Origin of the sequence: uncultured Pseudoflavonifractor sp. (assembly GCF_944387275.1) — a bacterium.
GTDB classification, from domain to species: domain Bacteria; phylum Bacillota; class Clostridia; order Oscillospirales; family Oscillospiraceae; genus Pseudoflavonifractor; species Pseudoflavonifractor intestinihominis.
Map to the genome: position 1 here is coordinate 17,592 of NZ_CALXEG010000031.1, position 20,383 is coordinate 37,974.

Annotated in this window: 13 protein-coding genes; 3 read left to right on the forward strand and 10 right to left on the reverse strand. The window is 61.2% G+C overall.

Annotated features, from left to right (window positions below; translation table 11 throughout):
* Nucleotides 1-413: 413 nt before the first annotated feature.
* Together Q0K23_RS08885 and Q0K23_RS08890 are read left to right on the forward strand one after the other, a co-directional pair.
* Complete coding sequence (locus Q0K23_RS08885) at nt 414-668, forward strand: IreB family regulatory phosphoprotein (protein ID WP_294520943.1); 255 nt, start codon at nt 414-416, stop codon at nt 666-668.
* 149 nt (nt 669-817) lie between these two features.
* Nucleotides 818-1,294, forward strand: coding sequence for a hypothetical protein (locus Q0K23_RS08890; RefSeq protein WP_294520947.1), 477 nt, complete (start codon nt 818-820; stop codon nt 1,292-1,294).
* Nucleotides 1,295-1,364: 70 nt separating this feature from the next.
* On the opposite strand, the gene Q0K23_RS08895 is transcribed toward Q0K23_RS08890, so the two are convergent.
* From Q0K23_RS08895 to Q0K23_RS08905, 3 genes are all read right to left on the reverse strand, one after another.
* The gene (locus Q0K23_RS08895; RefSeq protein WP_294520949.1) at nt 1,365-2,591 is read right to left on the reverse strand and encodes an aspartate kinase; all 1,227 of its coding nucleotides are present in this window, start codon (nt 2,589-2,591) and stop codon (nt 1,365-1,367) included.
* Between the two features lie 127 nt (nt 2,592-2,718).
* Nucleotides 2,719-3,933 (reverse strand): homoserine dehydrogenase, encoded by a 1,215-nt coding sequence (locus Q0K23_RS08900; RefSeq protein ID WP_294520950.1) that lies wholly within the window; start codon nt 3,931-3,933, stop codon nt 2,719-2,721.
* 43 nt (nt 3,934-3,976) lie between these two features.
* Nucleotides 3,977-4,417 carry an ACT domain-containing protein gene (locus Q0K23_RS08905; RefSeq protein ID WP_040647742.1) on the reverse strand — a complete coding sequence of 147 codons (441 nt, stop codon included), beginning with the start codon at nt 4,415-4,417 and terminating at the stop codon, nt 3,977-3,979.
* A 172-nt stretch (nt 4,418-4,589) separates the two neighbouring features.
* Between Q0K23_RS08905 and ytvI the strand changes: the two genes are divergently transcribed.
* On the forward strand, nt 4,590-5,672 hold the full coding sequence (gene ytvI / locus Q0K23_RS08910) for a sporulation integral membrane protein YtvI (protein ID WP_294520955.1): 1,083 nt from the start codon (nt 4,590-4,592) through the stop codon (nt 5,670-5,672).
* Nucleotides 5,673-5,675: 3 nt separating this feature from the next.
* Here the strand turns inward: ytvI and Q0K23_RS08915 are convergent, their stop codons facing one another.
* The 7 genes from Q0K23_RS08915 to Q0K23_RS08945 all read right to left on the reverse strand — a co-directional run bounded on the left by Q0K23_RS08915 (nt 5,676) and on the right by Q0K23_RS08945 (nt 20,265).
* Nucleotides 5,676-8,843 (reverse strand): UvrD-helicase domain-containing protein, encoded by a 3,168-nt coding sequence (locus tag Q0K23_RS08915; protein ID WP_294520958.1) that lies wholly within the window; start codon nt 8,841-8,843, stop codon nt 5,676-5,678.
* A 79-nt stretch (nt 8,844-8,922) separates the two neighbouring features.
* Complete coding sequence (locus tag Q0K23_RS08920; protein ID WP_294520961.1) at nt 8,923-9,300, reverse strand: metal-dependent transcriptional regulator; 378 nt, start codon at nt 9,298-9,300, stop codon at nt 8,923-8,925.
* Between the two features lie 230 nt (nt 9,301-9,530).
* Complete coding sequence (locus Q0K23_RS08925; RefSeq protein WP_294520962.1) at nt 9,531-11,270, reverse strand: recombinase family protein; 1,740 nt, start codon at nt 11,268-11,270, stop codon at nt 9,531-9,533.
* The gene (locus Q0K23_RS08930; RefSeq protein ID WP_294520965.1) at nt 11,267-11,569 is read right to left on the reverse strand and encodes a hypothetical protein; all 303 of its coding nucleotides are present in this window, start codon (nt 11,567-11,569) and stop codon (nt 11,267-11,269) included. Before Q0K23_RS08930 ends, Q0K23_RS08925 begins: the two co-directional genes overlap by 4 nt.
* A gap of 26 nt (nt 11,570-11,595) precedes the next feature.
* On the reverse strand, nt 11,596-13,053 hold the full coding sequence (mobQ, locus tag Q0K23_RS08935) for a MobQ family relaxase (RefSeq protein WP_294520973.1): 1,458 nt from the start codon (nt 13,051-13,053) through the stop codon (nt 11,596-11,598).
* Nucleotides 13,054-13,056: 3 nt separating this feature from the next.
* Nucleotides 13,057-13,374 (reverse strand): DUF3847 domain-containing protein, encoded by a 318-nt coding sequence (locus tag Q0K23_RS08940; RefSeq protein ID WP_294520968.1) that lies wholly within the window; start codon nt 13,372-13,374, stop codon nt 13,057-13,059.
* 312 nt (nt 13,375-13,686) lie between these two features.
* Complete coding sequence (locus Q0K23_RS08945) at nt 13,687-20,265, reverse strand: leucine-rich repeat protein (RefSeq protein ID WP_294520970.1); 6,579 nt, start codon at nt 20,263-20,265, stop codon at nt 13,687-13,689.
* Nucleotides 20,266-20,383 lie beyond the last annotated feature (118 nt).

A 20,383-nucleotide genomic window follows, 5' to 3' on the forward strand; every position in this document is an offset into this window, starting at 1 on the left:
GTCCAAGCGTTTTGCCCCGGCAAAACCTTGCTCATGGGCGGATTCACTCCGCCCATTGAGATAAGATTCCGGGGTCCCTGGGGAAGGCCGCGCCTTTCCCGGGGCGGCGGATGAGGATGTGAAGAGCGTGCTGGCCCTCCTGGAGTCCGAGCTGGGTGCTGTCCTGCGCTGACTTCCCCGAGAACGGCGGCTTGGGCGGCCCCCTGCCCCCCAAGCCGTCCGTCCAGCCCAAAAATACACGTTTGCTCCCCGCATACGCCGGTCCGCCGCTGTCCTGCGCCGGTCTTTCTGTGCCCCGGCAAGGATTAAATCTTTTATTAATTTTCCCATACCCCCCTTTACACCTCAAGGGATTTCGGGTAGAATAGGAAACAGTTACAGGCTGTCCACAGCCTTGGGAGGTGTACCCGATTATGGAGATAGACTACACAAGAAAATTCAGTCTCAACTATGACAAAGGCCAGGAGATCAAGGATATTCTCACGTCTGTCTACAACTCTCTTCAGGAGAAGGGCTACAACCCCATCAATCAGATCGTGGGTTATATCCTCTCTGAAGACCCCACTTATATCACCAATTACAACAACGCCCGCGCGTTGATTCGCCGTCTCGACCGGGACGAGCTGCTCCAGGAGCTGGTGAAAAAGTATCTGGATCTGGCAGACTGATTGGTTTGCGTCCAAAAAAGCGGAAGGCTGTGCGCCTTCCGCTTTTTTTCTCTCCTTTTTCGGTTATCTCTTGAAATTTATAGGAATTGGTGATATTATATCTAAATAAAGCACATATTATATAAAATATATAACCAGGAGGCATTCTTATGACCGTTTTGTCTGGAAATGCCAAAGGCATCCATATTGATATGAAGCGCATCCGCCAGGACCTGACCGAGGACTCCCTGGCGCCCGGGGCCTACTGCCAGGATTACGACAGCTTCCGCCGGATCTTCCGCTTTGTGGCGCGCGGCCTGCGCCGCAGCAGCTCCAGCGCCTATATCATCCTCCTGACCCTCACCGACAAAAACGGCGACTTCATCCCCCTGGAAAACCGGAAGCGGTACATGGAGATGCTGCACCAGGTTATCCAGCGCTCCGTCCGGGCGGGCGACGTGTTCACCCAGTACAGCAGCTGCCAGTTCCTGCTCATGGTGCTGGACGCCTCCCGGGAGAACGCCCTCCAGATCGGCCAGCGCATCCAGACGGAATTCCAGGCCCTCACCCCGGAGGGCCCGGCCATCTGCCTGGAGCACGACGTCTCCCCTCTCCGCCCCGCGGGCGGCGAGGACCCGGAGGCCTGAGCATCCCCATCACAGCGCAAAAAGGCGCGGAGCACTGGGCTCCGCGCCTTTTTTATGCCTTTTAGGGGTCTTACACGTTCCCGCCGAACTCGGAGAAGAACTTGTTGTGGATGGCCTGTACCGCCCGGTCCGCGTCGTCCGCGTCCACCAGGACGGACACCTTGATCTCGCTGGTGGAGATCATGTTGATGTTGATGCCCGCATTGTACAGCGCCTCAAACATGAGGGAGGCCACGCCGGGGTTGTTGATCATGCCGGCGCCCACGATGGACACCTTGGCGATGTCGTCGCTGACGTCGATGTGGTCAAAGCCCAGGTAGGACTTGTTCTCCTCCAGCAGGCGCTTGGCCTCGTCCTTGTCGCTCTTGTGGACCGTAAAGCTGATGTCCTTGGTGTCGCCCCGGCCGATGGACTGGAGGATGATGTCCACGTTGATCCTGGCCTTGGCCAGCAGGGAGAAAATCTTAAAGGCAATGCCCGGAGTATCGGCCAGGCCCACCAGGGCCAGCCGGGCCACGTCCTTGTCCTTGGCTACACCGCTCACATGCGTCTTTTCCACGTTCTTCACGACCTCCTTGACTTTGGTCCCGGGGTTGCCCGAGAAGCTGGAGAGCACCTCCAGATTGACATTGTACCGCTTTGCCATTTCGACGGACCGGTTGTGGAGCACCTGGGCGCCCAGCGTGGCCAGCTCCAGCATCTCGTCGAAGGTGATCTCGTCCAGTTTTTTCGCGCCCTCCACATGGCGGGGGTCGGCGGTATAGACGCCGTCCACGTCGGTGTAGATCTGGCACAGGTCCGCGTGCAGGGTGGCCGCCAGCGCAACGGCGGAGGTGTCCGACCCGCCGCGGCCCAGGGTGGTGATGTCGTCGTACTTGTTGATGCCCTGGAAGCCGGTGACGATCACGATGCACTTCTTGTCCAGCTCGGCCAGGATGCGCTCCGGCGCCACCCGCTTGATGCGGGCGTTGGAGTAGGCCGAATTGGTGCGCACGCCGGCCTGCCAGCCGGTGAGGGAGATGACCGGATAGCCCATGGCCTCGATGGCCATGGCGCACAGAGAACAGGAGATCTGCTCGCCGGTGGACAGGAGCATATCCATCTCCCGCTTGGAGCCGTTGGGGTTGATCTCCGCGGCCTTGGCGATCAGGTCGTCGGTGGTGTCGCCCTGGGCGGACAGCACCGCCACCACGCTATGTCCACGGCGGTAGGTCTCGGTGATGATGCGGGCCACGTTGCGGATCCTGTCCGCGTTCGCCACCGAACTTCCGCCAAATTTCTGTACAATGAGTCCCATTTCTATGTACCCCCAATGAGTGTGTTTCTCGGCGGCACGCCGGAAACGCCGGCCTGGCCCCGGCCCTGTCCGGCCCGGTCCAGGCCCTGTTCCGCCTGCCCTATTCTATGCCGCCGGGCAGCCGCTGTCAATCCAGAACGCGGAAGAGAGAGAGCTTTTCCAGACCGGCCAGCTTGCTCTCCACCTGGCTCCGGGTCATGGGACCGGTGAGGAACGCGGTCTCCTTCGCCGGCGCGCCCGCACGGGCCAGGAAGTTCACATCCCCAAAGGCCGCCCGCACGGCATCGGCGTCCGCAGACGCACGGACATACCAGGGGCTCTCCAGGCCGTCCGTGGGGGCCACCACGTCGTCCCCGCCGGGACCCCAGGCCATATACTTCATGGACTTGATGTGCCGGGCAGCGTCCATCACGTCGGCCACCACCGCGCTGGCCGTGGGCAGCTTGCCCGCGCCCCGGCCGTAGAACATCACGTCGCCCACCGCGTCGCCCCGGACCGTGATGGCGTTGAACACGTCCTCCACGCCGCTCAGGGGGTCCTCGCCGCTGACCAGATGGGGCGCCACATAGGCGCACACCCGGCCGTCCGGCTGGCGGATGGCCCGGCCCAGCAGCTTGATCTTCCGCCCGCAGGCGTCGGCATAGGCCACGTCGGCCAGGGTCACCTTGGTGATGCCCTCGGTGGGCACCTGGTCGGGGTAGATGTGCCGCCCAAAGGCCAGAGCGCCCAGGATGCAGATCTTCCGGCAGGCGTCCTCGCCCTCGATGTCGGCGGTGGGGTCCTTCTCGGCGTAGCCGTTCTGCTGGGCCTCCTTCAGCGCCGCCTCAAAGGACAGGCCCGCCTTGATCATCCGGGTCAGGATGTAGTTGGTGGTGCCGTTAAGGATACCGCAGATCTCCTGGATCTCGTTGGCCGCCAGGCAGCGGCTCAGGGGGCGGATGATGGGGATGCCGCCGCCCACGCTGGCCTCAAAGAGATAGCTCACGCCGTGCTCCTTGGCCAGGCTCAGCAGGTCGTAGCCGCAGGTGGCCACCAGCTCCTTGTTGGAGGTCACCACGCTCTTGCCCGCCTTCAGGGCCCGCTCGGTGAATTCACGGGCGATCTTGGCGCCGCCGATGGTCTCCACCACGATGTTGACCTCAGGGTCGTTCTCAATCACGCTGAAGTCGTGGACGATCTTGTCCCCAAAGGGGCTGTCCGGGAAGTCACGCACATCCAGGATGTATTTCAGGCAGACGGGATTGTGGACCTTCTCGTCAATGTGGGTGTGGTTTTTGGTCAGCACCTCGGCCACGCCGGAGCCCACCGTGCCAAAGCCCAGAATCGCTACATTTACTGTCATACCATTCTTCCTCTCTGTATCGCTGTAATGGGCCCGGCGGTCCTTACCCCGCCAGGATCTCGCATCGGATCACGCCCTCCTGGGCGGCCACCCGGTTCATCAGGTCCTCCACCGGCTCCTCCAGTCCGGAGGTCTCCGCGCCGATGGTCACCGCCGCGCAGCCGCTCACCGGGATGCCCTGGTTGATGGTGAGAATATTCCCACCCGTCCGGGCAAAGATATTCAGGACCGCGGAGAGTACCCCCGGCTCATCCTTCATCATGATCTGGAAGGTGACGATCCGCCCGTTGAGCATGTCGTTGAAGGGCCGGACCGCATCCTTATACTTATAAAAGGCGCTGCGGCTGATGCCCGCCACCTTGGTGGCCCGGTTGACGGTGTCCGCCTCTCCGGTCTCCAGCATCCGCTTGGCCTCGGCCACCTTGAGGAACACCTCAGGCAACGCCTCCGCATCCACAATGAAGTATTTGGGTTTCTTCGCCATTCTATGCAGCCTCCTGGCTTCTTGTCTTTGCAACAAGGTCATTTGTCTGTGTGTGGACTCCATTTTAGCACAGTAAAGGGGCAAACGCAACCCCAAACCGCTGGGCAGATTCCCACAGATTTCCGCCCTCTCAATCCCTATATTCCGTCATTTTTCACAGGAGGTCCTGTCCGTGACCGAAAAACGCCTTGTCCGTGTCCTGCTGACCCTGCTCTGTGCCGCTCTGGCCGCCGCCGGGGTGTGGCTGGCCCTCACCGTGCTGCTGCCCTGGGTGCTCCCCTTCCTGCTGGCCCTGGGGCTGGCCTGGCTGATGGAGCCCGCCGTCGCGCTGCTGATGAGCCGGTTCCGGCTCAGGCGGGGACTGGCCGCAGCCCTCACCACCGTGGGGCTGGTCCTCCTGCTCTGCGGCGCCCTGGGCCTGATCCTGTGGCGGGTGGGGTACGAGCTGGCCCTGCTGCTGGGCCGCCTGCCCGTGCTGCTCTCCGGCCTGCCCGCCCTGGGCGACCAGGTGGGCGACTGGGCCTACCGCTTTATCGTGGCCCTCCCCGTCCAGCTCCAGGACTTCGCAAAAGACGCCCTGGACGGCTTCATCCGCCAGGGCATCTCCCTGCCCGCCAGGCTCTACGACCGCCTGGCCAGCATTGCCGCCGGGGCGGCCTCCGCCGTGCCCGACGCCATGCTCTTCCTCTTCACCACCGCCCTGGCCGCCTACTTCTCCAGCGCAGCCCGGCCCCAGGTGCTCGCCTTCCTCTCCCGGCAGATACCGGCAGCCTGGCGGGGACGGCTGGGCAAGGCCGTCCCCGTGCTTAAGGACACCCTTGGGAGCTGGCTGCGGGCCCAGGGCCTGCTCATGCTCATCACCTTCGGCGAGCTGACGGTGGGCTTCCTGGTGCTGCGGGTGGAGCTGGCCCTGCTGCTGGCCGCCCTGGTGGCTCTGGTGGACGCACTGCCCGTCTTCGGTACGGGGACAATTCTTCTCCCCTGGGCCCTATTCTCCCTGCTCTCCGGAGACTGGAGGCTGGCCCTGGGGCTGGCCGTGCTCTACGGCCTTGTGTCCGCTGTGCGCAGCCTGCTGGAGCCCAGGCTGGTGGGCCGAAAGGCAGGGCTGCCGCCCCTGGCCGCCCTCCTGGCCATGTACGTGGGCTTCCGGGCCTTCGGCGTGTGGGGCATGATTTTTTCCCCCCTGGCCGCCATCTTCCTCAAACAGCTCCACGACAGCGGCGTCTTCCGCCTCTGGCGGGACCGGGTCCGTTAGGCCTCAGAACAGGCTCAGCTGGCCGTCCCCGCCGCCCCGGACAGGCCGCACGGCCTGCTCCGTCTCCATGGCCTCCGGCGGGATGTCCCCCAGGAAGGGGGACGGCTCCGGCCCGGTGACCAGGATCAGCTCCTCCATGGCCCGGGTCATGCCCACGTAGAACAGCCGCCGCTCCTCCGCCGGGTCGGACGCCCTGCGGCGGGACTGGTAGGGCAGCAGCCCCTTCTCCACCCCGCAGAGGAACACCACCGGGAACTCCAGGCCCTTGGCGGCGTGGAGGGTGGTGAGGGTCACATATCCCGCCTGGTACCCCTGTCCGGCGCTGCGCAGCAGGTCGGCCTCCCGGCCCACCGCCAGGCTGAGCAGCAGATCCTCCATCCGGCGGTAGAACACCGCCATGTCCATCAGCCGCTCCAGGGGCTCCGCCCCTGCCTGGCCCACCCCGCGGCCGTAGGCCTCCAGCAGCCGGACCGGCTTGTCCCGGCCCATGAGGGGCGCCAGCTGCTCCATCAGCGCCCGCCAGCGGGACAGGGCTTCCGCGTCAGGACAGGCCCCCTCGGCAGCTCTGGCACGCTCCACGGGGCTGCCCGCCGCCTTCTTCCACACCTCCGCAGCGGCCCGGGCCGTGTCCGGCGGGCAGTCAAAGCCCAGCATCAGGGCCAGCGCCGGGTCCTCCCGCTCCGGAAAGGCCAGCGCCCGGAAAAAGGCCAGCGCCCCCCGGACCGTCCGGTGGGTGAGAAAGCCGCCCCCACCGGCCACTGCGCAGGGAATGCCCTCCTTCCGCAGGCACTGCTCCAGCAGCTCCAGCTGACGCCGGGTCCGGCAGCACACCGCAAAGTCGGAGAAGGTGCGCTGCCCCTCCCCGTCGGCGGACACCATGTCCATGCCGCCCACCTGGCGGCCGATCTCCTTGGCCACGAATATTCCCTGGAAAAGGGGGCTGTCCGCCGTCACCAGCCGCACCGCACCGCCGGGGCCTGGGACGCTGCACAGCCCCCGGGGCCCGCCGCCGTTCTTCTCGATGACCGGCAGGGCGCAACGGAGGATCTCCGCCCGGGAGCGGTAGTTCTCCGTCAGGCGGACGGTACATATCTCCGGCCAGTCCTCCGCCAGGTGCTGCCAGCAGGTCCCGTCCCCGCCCCGGAAGCTGTAGATGGACTGGTCCGGGTCGCCGATGACGAACAGGCTCTCTCCCGCCCGGTTCCAGGCCCGCAGCAGGCGGTACTGCACAGGGTCGCAGTCCTGGAACTCATCCACCAGCAGGTGGGTGAAGGGCCGCAGATCCCTGTCCGGCGCACCCTCCGCCCGCGCCAGCTCGGCAAGCAGCAGGTCGTCAAAGTCCATGGCCCCGCGCTCTTTCAGCATGGACTGATAGGCCGCGCAGGCCTTCTGCTCCTCTTCGCTCAGCGCCACGGGCAGGCCGTTCTTCTCCATGGACACCGCCCGCAGCAGCTCCTCGGGGGACAGGGTCTCCCCCGCCGCCGCCTCCGCCAGGGCCAGGGTCTCGGACTGGTCCAGCAGGCACACGCCGGGCTGGTTTTTCAGGCTGATGGCGTGGAAGGTGCCCACCGTCAGGCCGCGCAGGGCCCGCTTGCCCCCCAGTACGTGCTCCAGCCGCTGCCGCAGCTCCTCCGCGGCCCGGTTGGTGAAGGTGACCGCCGTAATCTGCCCGGCGCTCACCCCGCAGTCCCCGATCAGATGGGCGATCCGGCAGGCCAGGGTGCGGGTCTTGCCCGTGCCCGGCCCGGCGGACACCGCCACTGCACGGCTGTCCGCCTCCACGGCGGCCCGCTGGGCCTCGTTGAGCCCGGCTGCCGCTGCCGTGTGCCTCTGCTCCCCCTCCTCCGCCGCCTTTTTCACCGGCAGGGACTTGTGCTCCTTGCCCTTCTTCTCGGCGGGCGCGGCGGCGCCGAACAGGCTCACCTGGCCGCTGATGGTCTCCCGCTCCCCGTCGGTCAGCAGGCCGATCTTGCCGTACACCCCGTCGTACCCCGCCGTCCGCTCCACCTGGCCGCTGCGCAGGCGGCGGATGCCCTCGGCCACGCAGGGCCCGGCGGTGTGCTCGATGTCCTCCACAGGCGCGTCCCGCAGGATGTGAAATTCCGTGCCCAGCCGGGAGAGCATGCGCTCATAGAGGGCGGCGTTCTTCTTGCTCTCCGGGCTGCCCCCCAGGGACGCGGCGATGACCTCCGGCAGGGGCACCAGACTCTGGAAGTCCTTGGCCCCCTCAGGGCGGAAGCCCTCCGGCCGGTCGGCCAGCTCCTCCACCCGGTGGAGCACCCCCACGGTCACCTTCTTGCCGCACACCGGGCACTTGCCCCCTGCTGCCACCGTCTCCACCGGCGTCAGGCACTGGCCGCAGGTCCGGTGGCCGTCCAGGTGGTACTTCCCCTCCTCGGGGAAAAACTCCAGGGTGCCCAGCAGGCCCTCGCCGGTACACAGAGCCCGGCGCAGGCCGGCATAGTCGGGATGGATGTCAAGTAAATCTGCTTCACGGCCTAATTTGGCCGGCGAGTGGGCGTCCGAGTGGGACACCAGCTGGTAGCCGTCCAGGGCGGAGAGCCGCCAGTTCATGGGCGGATCGGAGGAGAGCCCGGTCTCCAGGGCGTGGATCTCCCCGGTCAGGTCCCCAAAACAGTCCTCCAGAGCGTCAAAGCCCGAGAAGGCCCCAAAGACGGAGAAATGGGGCGTCCAGATATGGGCGGGGATGAACACCGCGTCGGGACAGGCCTCCAGGGTGATCTCCAGCAGGTCACGGCAGTCCAGGCCCAGGATGGGCCGGCCGTCGGAGCGGATGTTGCCAATGGCCTCCAGCCGCCGGGACAGCTCCTCCGCCGCCTCCAGGTGGGGCAGCAGGATGAGGCTGTGGACCTTCCGCACCTTGCCGTCCTTCTTGTAGATGGTGCTGATCTCCCCGGTGACCACAAAGCGGGGCGCGTCTGCGCCGGGAATCTCCTCGGGCAGGCGGAATTCCTCCTTCAGCACGTACAGGCCGTCCCTGTCCCGCTCCAGCTTGTCCGCCAGCTCCGCCCGCCAGGCCGGGTGGGTGAAGTCGCCGGTGCCCACCAGGCCGATACCCTTCCGCCTGGCCCACAGGTCCAGGTACTCGGGCACGCACTGGGCGCTGGTGGCCCGGGAGTATTTCGAATGAATATGCAGGTCCGCGATCATGCCGCTTCTCCTCTCCGCCGCCGTCCGGCGCATAAAATACCCCCGGCCGCCAAAGGGCCGGGGGTAAGATCTGCCGCGCTTATTCCTCCGGAAGCTTCCCGGCGATATGCTCCTTGATCTTCTGGAACGTCTCGTCCGACACGTCGTGCTCAATTCGGCACGCGTCCTCCGCCGCCGTCTCCGGCGACACCCCAAGGGCCACCAGCCACTTGCTGAGGAACCGGTGCCGCTCGTAGATGCGGGAGGCGATCTCCATGCCCGCGTCCGTCAGGTCGATGAGCCCCTCCTTGTCCATGGTGATATAGCCGTTCTCCCGCAGCAGGCTCATGGCCCGGCTGATGCTGGGCTTGGAAAAATCCATCTTGCGGGCAATATCGATAGAGCGCACCGCGCCCTTTTCCTCCTTGAGCATCAGGATGGTCTCCAGATAGTTCTCCGCGGATTCCTGAATCTTCATGACACACCTCCGGTTTTTTTCGCCGTTGGAAGCCGCCGCCCGGCGGCAGCGTGCGCGCCGGACATCCGTACCAGCCCCCGCGCCCATCCATTTTTATCAATTTTAGCATAGCGTGCCCTGAAAGGCAAGGAGCGAATTCCCCGGGCCGCGGCCACGGGAAAAGCCCCCCGGCCGCATGGCCGGGGGTCATAAGAAAGTAATAAGTTTTCGCAGGAACGGCATGGCTTCGGTCATGCCGTTTCCTGTTTCATCAGTTCGTCCACGGGAATAAAGCCCACAAGGTCATAGGAAATGCGGATATTCTGCCGCCGTTTGCCGCTGCTCTTGTCCGGCGCTTCAATGTAGATCGCCTTTACAAGCTCCCGCAGAGCGTAAGGGGTCAATTCCTGTAAATCCGCGTACTTGTGTACCCGCTGGATGAACTGCTCCAAGTTTTCAATCTGTCGTTCCTGTACTTCAATATCCTGCTGTAAGGTCTGGATTTCCGCTTTGAGCTGCGTCTGCTCGTTCTCGTAAGACTGGCTCATCATGGAAAACCGTTCGTCCGTGATCTTCCCGGCTACATTGTCCTCATAGATGCGGATGAACAGCCGGTCAAGCTCGCCCATACGCCGCTGCGCCTGTTCCAGACGCTTGATGCTGGCGCAGATTTTTTCCTCGCTGGACAGCCGGAGTTTATGCTCCATCACGGCCCGGAAGTAGCTTTCGTGCCGGGTCACATAGGAGATAACCGCTTTCATGTGCATCCAGACCAAATCTTCCAGTACAACCGCCCGGATGAAGTGCGCCGAACAACTTCCCGTATTGCTGCGGTAGTTGGCGCAGACAAAGTGATCCTGCCGCTTCTCAAAGTAATTGGTCGTGCAGTACCGCATTTTCGCCCCACAGTCGGCACAGTAGACCATGCCGGAAAACAGGCTGCTCTTGCCGGTTTTCGTCCTTCGGTGGCGTTGCTGGCGGATTTCCTGAACCTTGTCAAAGACTTCCTGCTCGATGATCGCCGGGTGGGTGTTGTAGAATACCGCCTGCTTTTCAAGGGGCGTGTCCCTCTGCTTCTTGTCCCAGATGGAATTAGTGTAGGTCTTGAAGTTGACCGTACAGCCGGTATATTCCCGCCGTTCTAGAATATGGACAACGGTGTTGGTGTTCCAGTGGTAGGGATCGGAAGTCTCCGGGCTGGGGGTTTTGATACCCGCCCTGCGCTTGTAGGCGGTGGGGTTGAGAACCTTTTCCTCCTGCAAGAGCTTGGCGATCTGCATCGGCCCGCGCCCTTCCATGCAAAGCCGGAAAATGCGCTTGACTACCTGCGCCGCTGCTTCGTCCACAATCCATCTGGTCTTGTCATTCGGGTCTTTGAGATACCCAAACGGGACATTGGTAGTCAGCGGTACACCGCGCTCGCCCTTCGCTTTCTGCACCGCCCGGATTTTGCGGCTGGTATCTTTTGCAAAAAACTCGTTGAACCAGTTCTTTATACCTGCCACATCGTTGTCCGTGCTGTTGGGGTCGATGGTGTCAAAGTGGTCGTTGATGGCGATATACCGCACTCCATACTTCGGAAACGTGAAGTTGATATACAGCCCGGTCAGCGATGAATTTCTACCCAGTCTGGATAGGTCTTTGGTGCAACAGACGGCCACATTCCCAGCCTCAATTTCAGCCAGCATGGCCTGAAAGCCGGGGCGGTCGTAGTTGGTGCCGCTGTACCCATCGTCCACAAAGAAAGTAGGGTTGGGGAAGCGATGCTCTTTTGCGTACTGGAGCAGGATCATTTTTTGATTCTGGATGGAATTCGATACATCCCCCTTGCCGCCGTTCTTGTCATCCTTCATATCTTCCACGGATAGACGGCAATAGAGAGCCGTAATTTTTTCAGTTGCCCGCTGCATTTCTGCGTCCTCCTTCAATGGGGCAACTGCCAGTACAGGATTGGCTGCTTCTATTGTACCAAGATTCCGGGCGTTTGTCATTCCGTGTCCTCCATCTTTTCTGTGAATTTTTCAGCCATGATGCGCTCCATCTTCCGGTTCAGCGGCTCCGTGCCGTCATAGCTGCCGGTGACGGTGTAAACGGTACCGCCAATCTCCTTTTGTAAGGTAAATTCCGGCAGCCAAAACGCGGAGAGATTTTTGACACGGATATGCCCGCCTTCATCGATCCAGAAATTGCGCTTCGGCGGGGCGGTGGGGCCGGGGTTTGAAAAATGGTATTCTTCCGGCGTATCCGGGCTATCTATGATTTCGGATTGGATTTTCGATTTGCTGTCCATAGGTGCCTCCTGAAAATGTGTAAGGGTTAGTGTTCGATTTCCTGCTTTTTCTGCCGTGTAACGGCGTTTTGGCGCTCCTGCTCATGCTGTACCTGATAGATGCTGTAATGGATGGCCCAGAGCTTTTTTGTGTCGGCGTACAGTGGCGCAATCTTTTGCTGTAACGCCTGATACTCGGTTTCCAGCTTAGATTTCTCCTTCCGCCATGCATGGACGGGGAGTTTCCCGTCCACCCACTGGTTTTTCAGTTTACGCTCGGCCATGTAAAATGTCCGCAGCACATTCTCATGCTCTGTCTTGTATTTCTGGCGAGATTTATCGAAGCGGATGGTTTTCAGCTTGTCGGTAACGGGTTTGCCCTGCTGGTAATAGTCCGCCATGCGGAGCAGCTCGTCCAGCTTCTTGATACGGGTCTGTTTCCCGGATGCGGATTCTTTCAGTACGTTAATCTGTTCCTGCATGGAGTTCAGCAGCGCGTCCAAATCCTCAGTGGTGCGAAGTTGTTTGGATTCCAGATAGCCGATAGTTTCCGAAAACTTTTTCAAATTCCCGATTTTGGCCTTACCGCTGTATGCACCCTTATTGCGGGTGTCATAGTAGGCGGACAGCAGTTCCACCAATGCAGGCGGCTGGGGTGCGGAAAGCTCGGCTTTGACCTCTTTCAGCCAGCCGATCAGGGATGCGATTTTTTGCTTTGCCTCCCGCAGCATGGAGTTGGTTTTCCTGATCCAGCGGTTGAGGTCGCCCTTATCGGTGCGGATGCCCCTTTGTTCCATCGCCTTGACGGTGGGTAACTGCTCCACACCCTGCCGCTCATAGCTGCGGTGGTCGATGCGGCAATCCAAGCCCTTCTCCGCGAATTTGGCGTTGCACAGCTCCGCCCACGCCTGCCGCCACTGCTCCAAGGTGTCGGGGCTGCCCCAGTCGGTGGTGGGGACGGCGTTGAACACATGGTTTCCGGCCTCGTCCCGGATGCGCTCGCCGTGCTCATCCAGCACATATTCCCGGCGCTGTTTGCTGCCCCACCGGCCGTCTGGCAAGATGGGCCGGATGGGGCACAGCACATGGAAGTGCGGGTTCTGGATGCCGCCGTCCTCTCTGTCCGGCTGATGTACGGCAAAATCCACCACCATGCCACGGCTCACAAACTGCTCCAACAAAAAATGCCTTGCAAGGGCGATATTCTCCTGCATGGAGAATTCGTTCTGCAAGGCAATGTCAAAACTATATGCAAGCTGGGCTTTTTTCCCGCGCTCGGCTTTCTCTACGGCATTCCAGAGGGTTTGCCGGTCTGCATATTCCTGCGGGGTATGGGGCGGCAGCAGGATTTCAGAACAGACCACGCCGCCCTTGCGGGTGTAGTCGCTGTCCTCTCCGTAATACTCGCTGTGCAGCTTTTCGCCGGAGCGGTAGGCGGCGGATGCCACAACCGATTGCCCTGCGCTGCGTTTGATCTGTGTCACGTGAAAATGATATAGCGCAATAGATTATCCCTTTCCTTTCTGCCCGGCGGCGTTGTGGACGTTGACGGCGGACATGAGCAGATGTTTGACCTCCGGCAGAGCAAACGCTTTTTCCGCAAAGGTGTAAAATTCGGTTTCGCTCAAAACCTTTGCCAGCGGCTCTACGCTTTCGATGGCCGCGCCGCGGGTAATGAGGCGGTGCGCCCGTTTGCGGCGGTCGCCTTTCTCGTAGTAGCTGCGGCGGTTTTCAAGCTGCTGCTGTCTGTGTTGGAGTTGGGCAAGCTGCCGTTTCTTGGCGGCGATTTCAGCTTCCAGCTCCGGGATGGTTTTCTGTTTGGGCATGGTGCATGACCTCCTTAAAATTGATGGATAAATATAAAAAGACCGCCTACCGAAAAACGGTAAACGGTCTGGGGGACATATTCAAAACTTTGCGGGCGGTGCTGTTTGCGTCAGCAAATTGCTCCGCCCGCAAAGTGCGCAGGAGATAGGTGAAGCCGCAAGAGGGTGCAGCCCTCTTGTTCGGAACGCAGTGACGCAAAACAGCCCGGACATTCGCTGTCCGGGCTGTCTGCCTCGCAGAGCGCACGATACAGGGCTTGCCCCTGTATAGAAGTGCGCCCTTGTTGCCAAGGGATTTTGATGCTTGTAGGGTTACTGTATAATATTCTCGCAGAAGCGCATCATCATCGCCGCTGCCTGCGCACGGGTTGCGCTGTCCTTAGGAGCCAATGTAACTGCGCTGGTACCGCTGATAATACCTTCGCTGTTAGCCCATGCCACAGCCTCCTGCGCCCATTCACTGAGCTGGCCAAGGTCAGTATACCGAGACAGATCAGCGCTTGCGGTTGTGTCATAGCTCTTGTACTGAGCATAGCGATAGAGGATCGCGGCAAGCTGTTCCCGCGTGATTGGGTCGTCAGGCCCGAACAGGCCGTTACCGTAACCGCCCACAATGTTGTTGGCTGCTGCCCAGGCAATGGCGTCGCTGTACCACTGGCCGATCTCCACATCGGTGAAGTCGGACCCGCCGGAAACAATGGGAGTGTCCTCCAGCCGGTAGAGAATGGTGACGATCATAGCACGGGTGGTAGTGAGATCGGGACTGAATGTGGTTCCGCTGGTTCCGGCCATAAGGCTATTCTCATAGGCGTATGCCACCGCGTCGTAGAACCAGTCGTTTTCATCCACATCTATAAAGGGTATGGAATCCTGAGAAGGCTCATCCTCCGGGGCCGTCGTGCTACCGCCACCAGTGCTGGAAGATCCGCCTCCACCACCTCCGCTTCCGGAATCGTCAGAATCATCAGGGTCTTCCGGCTCCGCCGCTTGGACGGTCAGCTCCAGGCGGATGGTATCGCTGTACACGCCGTCCAGCAGGGCTGCGGCCCGAAGCACCGTGTCCTCTGTCAAAGTAATGGGGCTGGCGTAAGTCAGCGCCTCTTCCGCACAGGGGCAAGTGTCATTCAGCGTATAGCGGATCTCCGCCCCTTGGGTGGCGGTTGTTAAGATGACCTGCGCGCCGCTCTCCAACGTCATACCGGAAATCACGGGGGTCCCATCCGCCAGCGCGGCGGTTACCACAGCGGGTTTTTCCGCCTCGGGCTGCTCGGGATCCTCCGGCAACTCCGCCGCCGTCCTGACCACGGAAATCACAAAGGACTCCGTCAAGCCGGAAACCGGCTCGGTGACCCGCACCATAGCCTCTCCGGGCAGTTTGCCGCGGATGGTGACCGAGGCGCTTCCGTCCGTTCCGGTTGTGACTGTTTCCGCAGACACATCCAGTAGGCTGGGCGTCAGATTTTCTACCGTCAGGGTCTTTCCGGTCACACCCGGCTGGAGGGTCAGGGTGAGGGTCCCGGACTCCTGATAAACGAGATTGGGCTGCCCGTTCATCACGATCCCGGTGGGGCGCTGAACCGGCTCTGTGAACGTGGTTTCATATCCAGCACCCAAGGCCGTGCCCGCATAATTCTCAGCGGTGCCCGCGACCATCAGCGTGCCGGTACAGATTCCGTCCGCCGGAGTCACGGCAAACCGGGTTGCGTACTGTTCTGTCTCTTCCAGGTTGTATTCCGCGTCCAGCGGTTCCACCGTGATGCCTACCGTTTCGTTGCCGTGGCTGAGGGAGACAGCGGCTTGCACGCTGGCAATATCCATGTACTGGCTGAACACCACCTCAATACGATCCGTATAGGCAATCGCCTGTTCTACCTCGGGAGAGGTGGTGGAGATCATGGCCACATTCACCTCGAACTGGGGCGGCGGGACCGGGAGCCAGCCGGAATTTTCTTCATTGGCAGCTGCCGCGGGGACACCGCTGCTGTCAGCAGGTTGGTAGCCATTCTTTGAGAATGTCACCTTCCACTGTCCCTCTGGGACAAACCAGGCGTATCCCCCGTCTGCGCCGGTAATCTGGGGATTGAGTTGGTCGTAGTTCTCCGCGTCCCACTCCATCATATTGTCGCCGTCATGGTAATAGACAGTGGCTGTTACTCCTTCCAGACGGTTGGAGGGCACCGCCTCATAGACATAGCCGGAGGGATCGTGACCGGGAACGAGATCCCGCTTGGGAATATCTTTGCCGTCCTCAAAGAACCCGTCGTCAGGCTGAAAGTCGGGTTTGGGGTCCGGGTCAGGGTCTGGATTGGGGTCGGGATCGGGGTCAGGATCGGGGTCAGGATCGGGATCTGGGTCCGGATCAGGATCGGTGTCCGGGTCATCTTCGTCATCAGGACAGTCAACATAGTTTCGGACGATGGCCAGAGACAGATCCTGGATTCGCTCATAGTATTCCTGGAAGCCGGTGTTGAGGTAATTCTCCACGCCCTGCTCCGTATAAAATTTAACGCTCCAGGTGCCAAAATGTACATCAATGATGTTTCCGTCCGCCGACTCGGTGATAAAACTGCTCAGCACTTTATCGGTGATGTAGTCGGTGAAGTTGCCGGTATCCAGCAATTCCTCCACCTCGGCCATGGCACCCTCCAGCTTCCAGCGCTCGCCCAGCAGCTCCTTGATCCTGTCCTTGTGCTCCTGGGCGCCTTCGATGGCGTCGCTGTAATAATCATCCAGCCACTGGTCCAAATCCCCAAAGCCGATGTCCGAGATCGTGTCGTGGATGATGTCGGTGACGACCTTCTGGATCACCGGCAATCCCAAGCTGGCGTTGATCATCAATAGGCCGTTCTCCCGATAGGCGTCGATCTCCGCACGCAGGTTGAAGAAAGTCTGGAACAGGGACTCCGCCAAAGCTGGGTTCAGCTTCCGGCCACCGTCAGGACAGGAGGCATTCAACGCCTGTTCCACGCTGTTCAGATAGTCGTTGAGGGCTTCATAATTGCCGTTAAGCTCTCGCCGCCAGTTATATTGCTGGCTTGCGGTCTGGATAATGTCCTGGGTGGCAGAGGCAAACTTACCGTAAACCGGGACATCGCTGAGTTTACCAATCACGATGTCGGCAAACATTTCATAAAGTTCCCAGCCATTTTCCGGGAGTTCCTCAGGCAATTCGACGTCCAGGCCTGTGCGGGCTACCGCCATTCTAGACTGGACAGGTTGTTCGCCGCCCAGAAGATAAACTTCGCTAAGGCAGCTGCCCGCGCTCACATCCACATATTCCGTGCGCATTTGTGACCCGTCCATGGTAAATTTTATATACACATTTTCGTCCGGCAGGAAATTGTAACCGTCCGCTTCCAGTTCCGCTTCGGTCCGACTGTCCTGGGTCTGGGCAATGGTGTACTGGCACAGGACTTGCTCCTCCGCCCCCGGGAGCAGAAGATCCATGGTCAGACTATTTCCATCCTCACCTGCCTCTTTGAAGCGGTAGATCAGGGTATTCTCCTCCGTTTGCTGGCTGTCTGTTTCTTCTGCATAAACGGTGTTTATCCGATCCGCCGCCTGTTCCACGGCCTGGTCGAACTGCTGGGCGGAGTCAAGGAACGCGGACGGACTGACTTCCAGAGCCAGACCGGTACCGCCTTCATACTCTGCGCCCACCGAAACTGGCGTATTGTACTCCGTAAACTCGTAGGAGGCGATCCAGGTTCCAGTTTCGCTGTCATAACTGGCCGGGATACGAATCGTTTCCCCGTTACCCCCCCATGTAACCACGGTGACCTCCTCCAGCTGGTCCGCATTCCTGTCAAAGGCCACCTGGAAGGTGTAGTCCATGTAATTCGGCCAATAGTAGTAGAAGGGTTTGACGGTCTCCGCCCGGGTGAAGTCCAGCACGGTGGCGGTCTCGCCGGTATAGTGGTTCAGGTTGTACATGGTGATGGTGGTGAGATTTGCGGAGGAGGCATCGTAAGTGACCATCACCTCGTCGGTACGGATGGGCTCGATATCATCCCGGCGCACCTCGGCCTGGATGAAGTGGTAGGAGTAGTCATAGAGGGGCGGGGCCAAAGGCATCTCGCAGGACCAGGAGCCCGCCGCGTTGGCGGTGGTCTCCGCAACCTGTTCCCCGTTGTCGTAGAGGATGACCTGGCTGTTGGCAAGCGCCTTTCCGCTTACGACGATCTCATCCACCGCCGTCTGCTCCGGCGCAGAAATCTCCGCCGGGGATACCTCCAGCGCGACCGAGCCCAGGGGCTGAAGTTCGTCCCCGCTCAGGCGCACGTAGGCGGTCGGGCGGAAACTCCCCACGGATTCTGCTCTCACATAGCAGCGGAGCACGGCGGCGTTTCGACCCGCCGCCGGCACAGTAATCAGAGTTTCCCCGCCCTCCGCCGATTCGGTATAAGTGCACGCGGCGTTGTCCAGGGTAACGCTTCCCTCCAGCGGCATAGCGTCCGGCAGGTGGATCTGCACCTCCTGGGCCGTATACCCATCCGCCAGGTCAAACCGGACGGTGAGCAGCACAAGGGAGCCGTGGGTGGGCCGGGTTGTATTGACCGACAGGCTCCCGGAGTCCAGATAGGAGAAGGCGTCCTCCGCCAGGGCGGGGACAGTAAGGGCTTCCACATCGGTCAGCACGCCGTCCTGGACCGATACGCTGACCTGCGCGTAATCTGTCCCGGCGGCCAGTCCCAGCTGCTCCAGCAGGCCCAGCGCCGGGACATTTTGTAGCATGGGGGTGTCCTGGAGCAGCACCAGGGTATAATTCCCCGCGTCCATAGGGGCGCTCGTCAGGCCGGTCCGGGCGGTATAGATGGCACAGAACGCGCCGGTGCTGTCAAACACCAGCACATTGGACGCCCCAGGGAGGGAGAGACTTCCCAGGCGGAAGCCGCCCTTTTCCACCAGGGTCAAAGACGCACTGCCCATCCGGTCACTGTTCAGAATAACCTGAGCCGCAGTTCCGAGCAGTTCGCCGCCGGGGTCAGAGACTGTGACCGTAATCTCCTGTCCCGCCGTCACCACATCGGGCTGGAAGACGACCGTGGTCCCCTGTACCTCATAATCTTCCCCGGCGATGTCGGTCCCGCCGGAGGACAGGGAAATCTGTAAGCTGCCCAGCGCGGAGAGGGACTCCTCACGGGCACTCTCCCCCTCACCAGCGGCGTGCCGCAGGGTCAAGTTCAGCTCGATCCGGTCGGACACCGTCTCATAGAGCGTGACCGCAGCCACCTGATATTCTCCCGTCTCGGCTGCATCCGCCAGAGGGAGGACAAGGGTCTTACTGTAATATCCGTCCAAACGGACCTGGAGCCGGACGGACTGCGCGGGCAGCTCCGCCAGTGCAAAACTTCCGTCCGTTCCGGTCTGGGCAGTCCGGACCTCACCGTCTGCAAGAGTTGCCATGACCTGCGCACCGGGCAGCGGATTGCCAGCCTGATCCTGGACCTGACCGGAGACGGAGACCACCGGCGTCTGCTCCCGTTGCGTCAGGGTAAACGTGATGGCCGCATCCTCCGTTCCCGCCGGGACAGTCTGCCGCGCAGGCTGCTCATATTGCTCCAGCAGGGATTCGCCCAGAACCACCTCGCAGATGTATGCGCTCTCCGGCTGAGCGCCGGAGAGGGTATCTCCCGTCCCGGCGGGGGTGGTTCCATCCGCCTGGTACCAGTTGACTGTGAAGCCCTCCGTCACTGGCTCACCTGCGGGGGTCAAGATCTGGGCGGTGAGGGTGCGGGCCTGGGGGGCAGCGCTGAGATCCTGGAAGTTGTAGCCCCGCTCCATCGCCCACTCGTAGACCGCGCCCTGCTCATAGCTGTGGACCGTGAGGGCGCTCCCTCCGACGCTGAACACCGTGCCGGTATGGACCTGTGTATCCGGGTTATAGAAGGTGATGTCAGTGAGATTATAGCAATACTGGAACGCGGCGTAGTCCACATATTCCACCGTCTCTTCCAGCACCACGGTTTTCAGATTCTCACAGCTGATAAACATACAGCTGACGACCCTAGGCGCGGCGATTGTCACGCTCTCCAGCTCGCTGCACCCGTTGAAGGTGTACCCATAGCCGTTCACTCCGGAATAAGTGGTAATCGTAGCCGGGATCGTAATGGAGGTGAAGCCGCAATTGCCAAAGGCTTCACCGTGCAGCGTGGTGAGGGAAGCCGGGAAATTGATGGAGGTCAGGGCCGTACAATCCCGAAAGGCCCGCTGGCCGATGCTCGTCACTCCTTCGCCCAGTTCCACTGAGGTCAGAGCCGCGCAGTCATAAAAAGCCTGCTGGGGGATGTCCGTAACGGAACCGGGAATGGAGACCGCCTTCAGCGCAGAGCAGCCAGAGAATGCCTTTTCCCCCATGGAGGTCAGCGTGGAGGGCAGAGTCACGCTTTCCAGCGCCTCGCAGTCCTCGAAAGCGCCGTCACCCAGAGTAGTGACACCCTCCGGGACTGCAACGGCTGTTAAGCCAGTGCCTGCAAAGGCGCTGTCTCCGATTGCGGTTATCTGATTTTCAAATGTAATTTCTGTCAGGGCTTCACATCCGTCAAAGGTGGAATCCGGAACTGTGGTCAGCCCCGCCGGAACGTGGAAGGACGTCAGCGCAGTGTAGCAAAAGACCCGATCGCCCAGCGAGGTCACCTGTTCAAAGGACGGAACCGTGCTGAGCTTGCTGCAATTATTGAATGCAAACGTACCAACTTCCGAGATGTTCTCTCCTCCGGTGACCGCTGTCAGGTTGTAGCAATTGGAGAACGCGGATTCCTCCAGCGCGGTGACGGTCTCCGGGAGATCCACTGTCAGCAGCTGATTCCGGTGGTCATAGCTGTTCATATAAAAAGCGCTGTACCCAATGGACGTTACCTTATGGCCCTCAATGGTCTCCGGAATGACCAAATGCCCGTCGAAGCCCTCCTGGGCGGTAAATCCCAGGATGGTCCCGGTGGTCTCGTCGAAGTTCAGGGTATAGGCGGCCCCTTCCGGGGTATAGGAAACCCGCCTGGGCTGGGCCGCC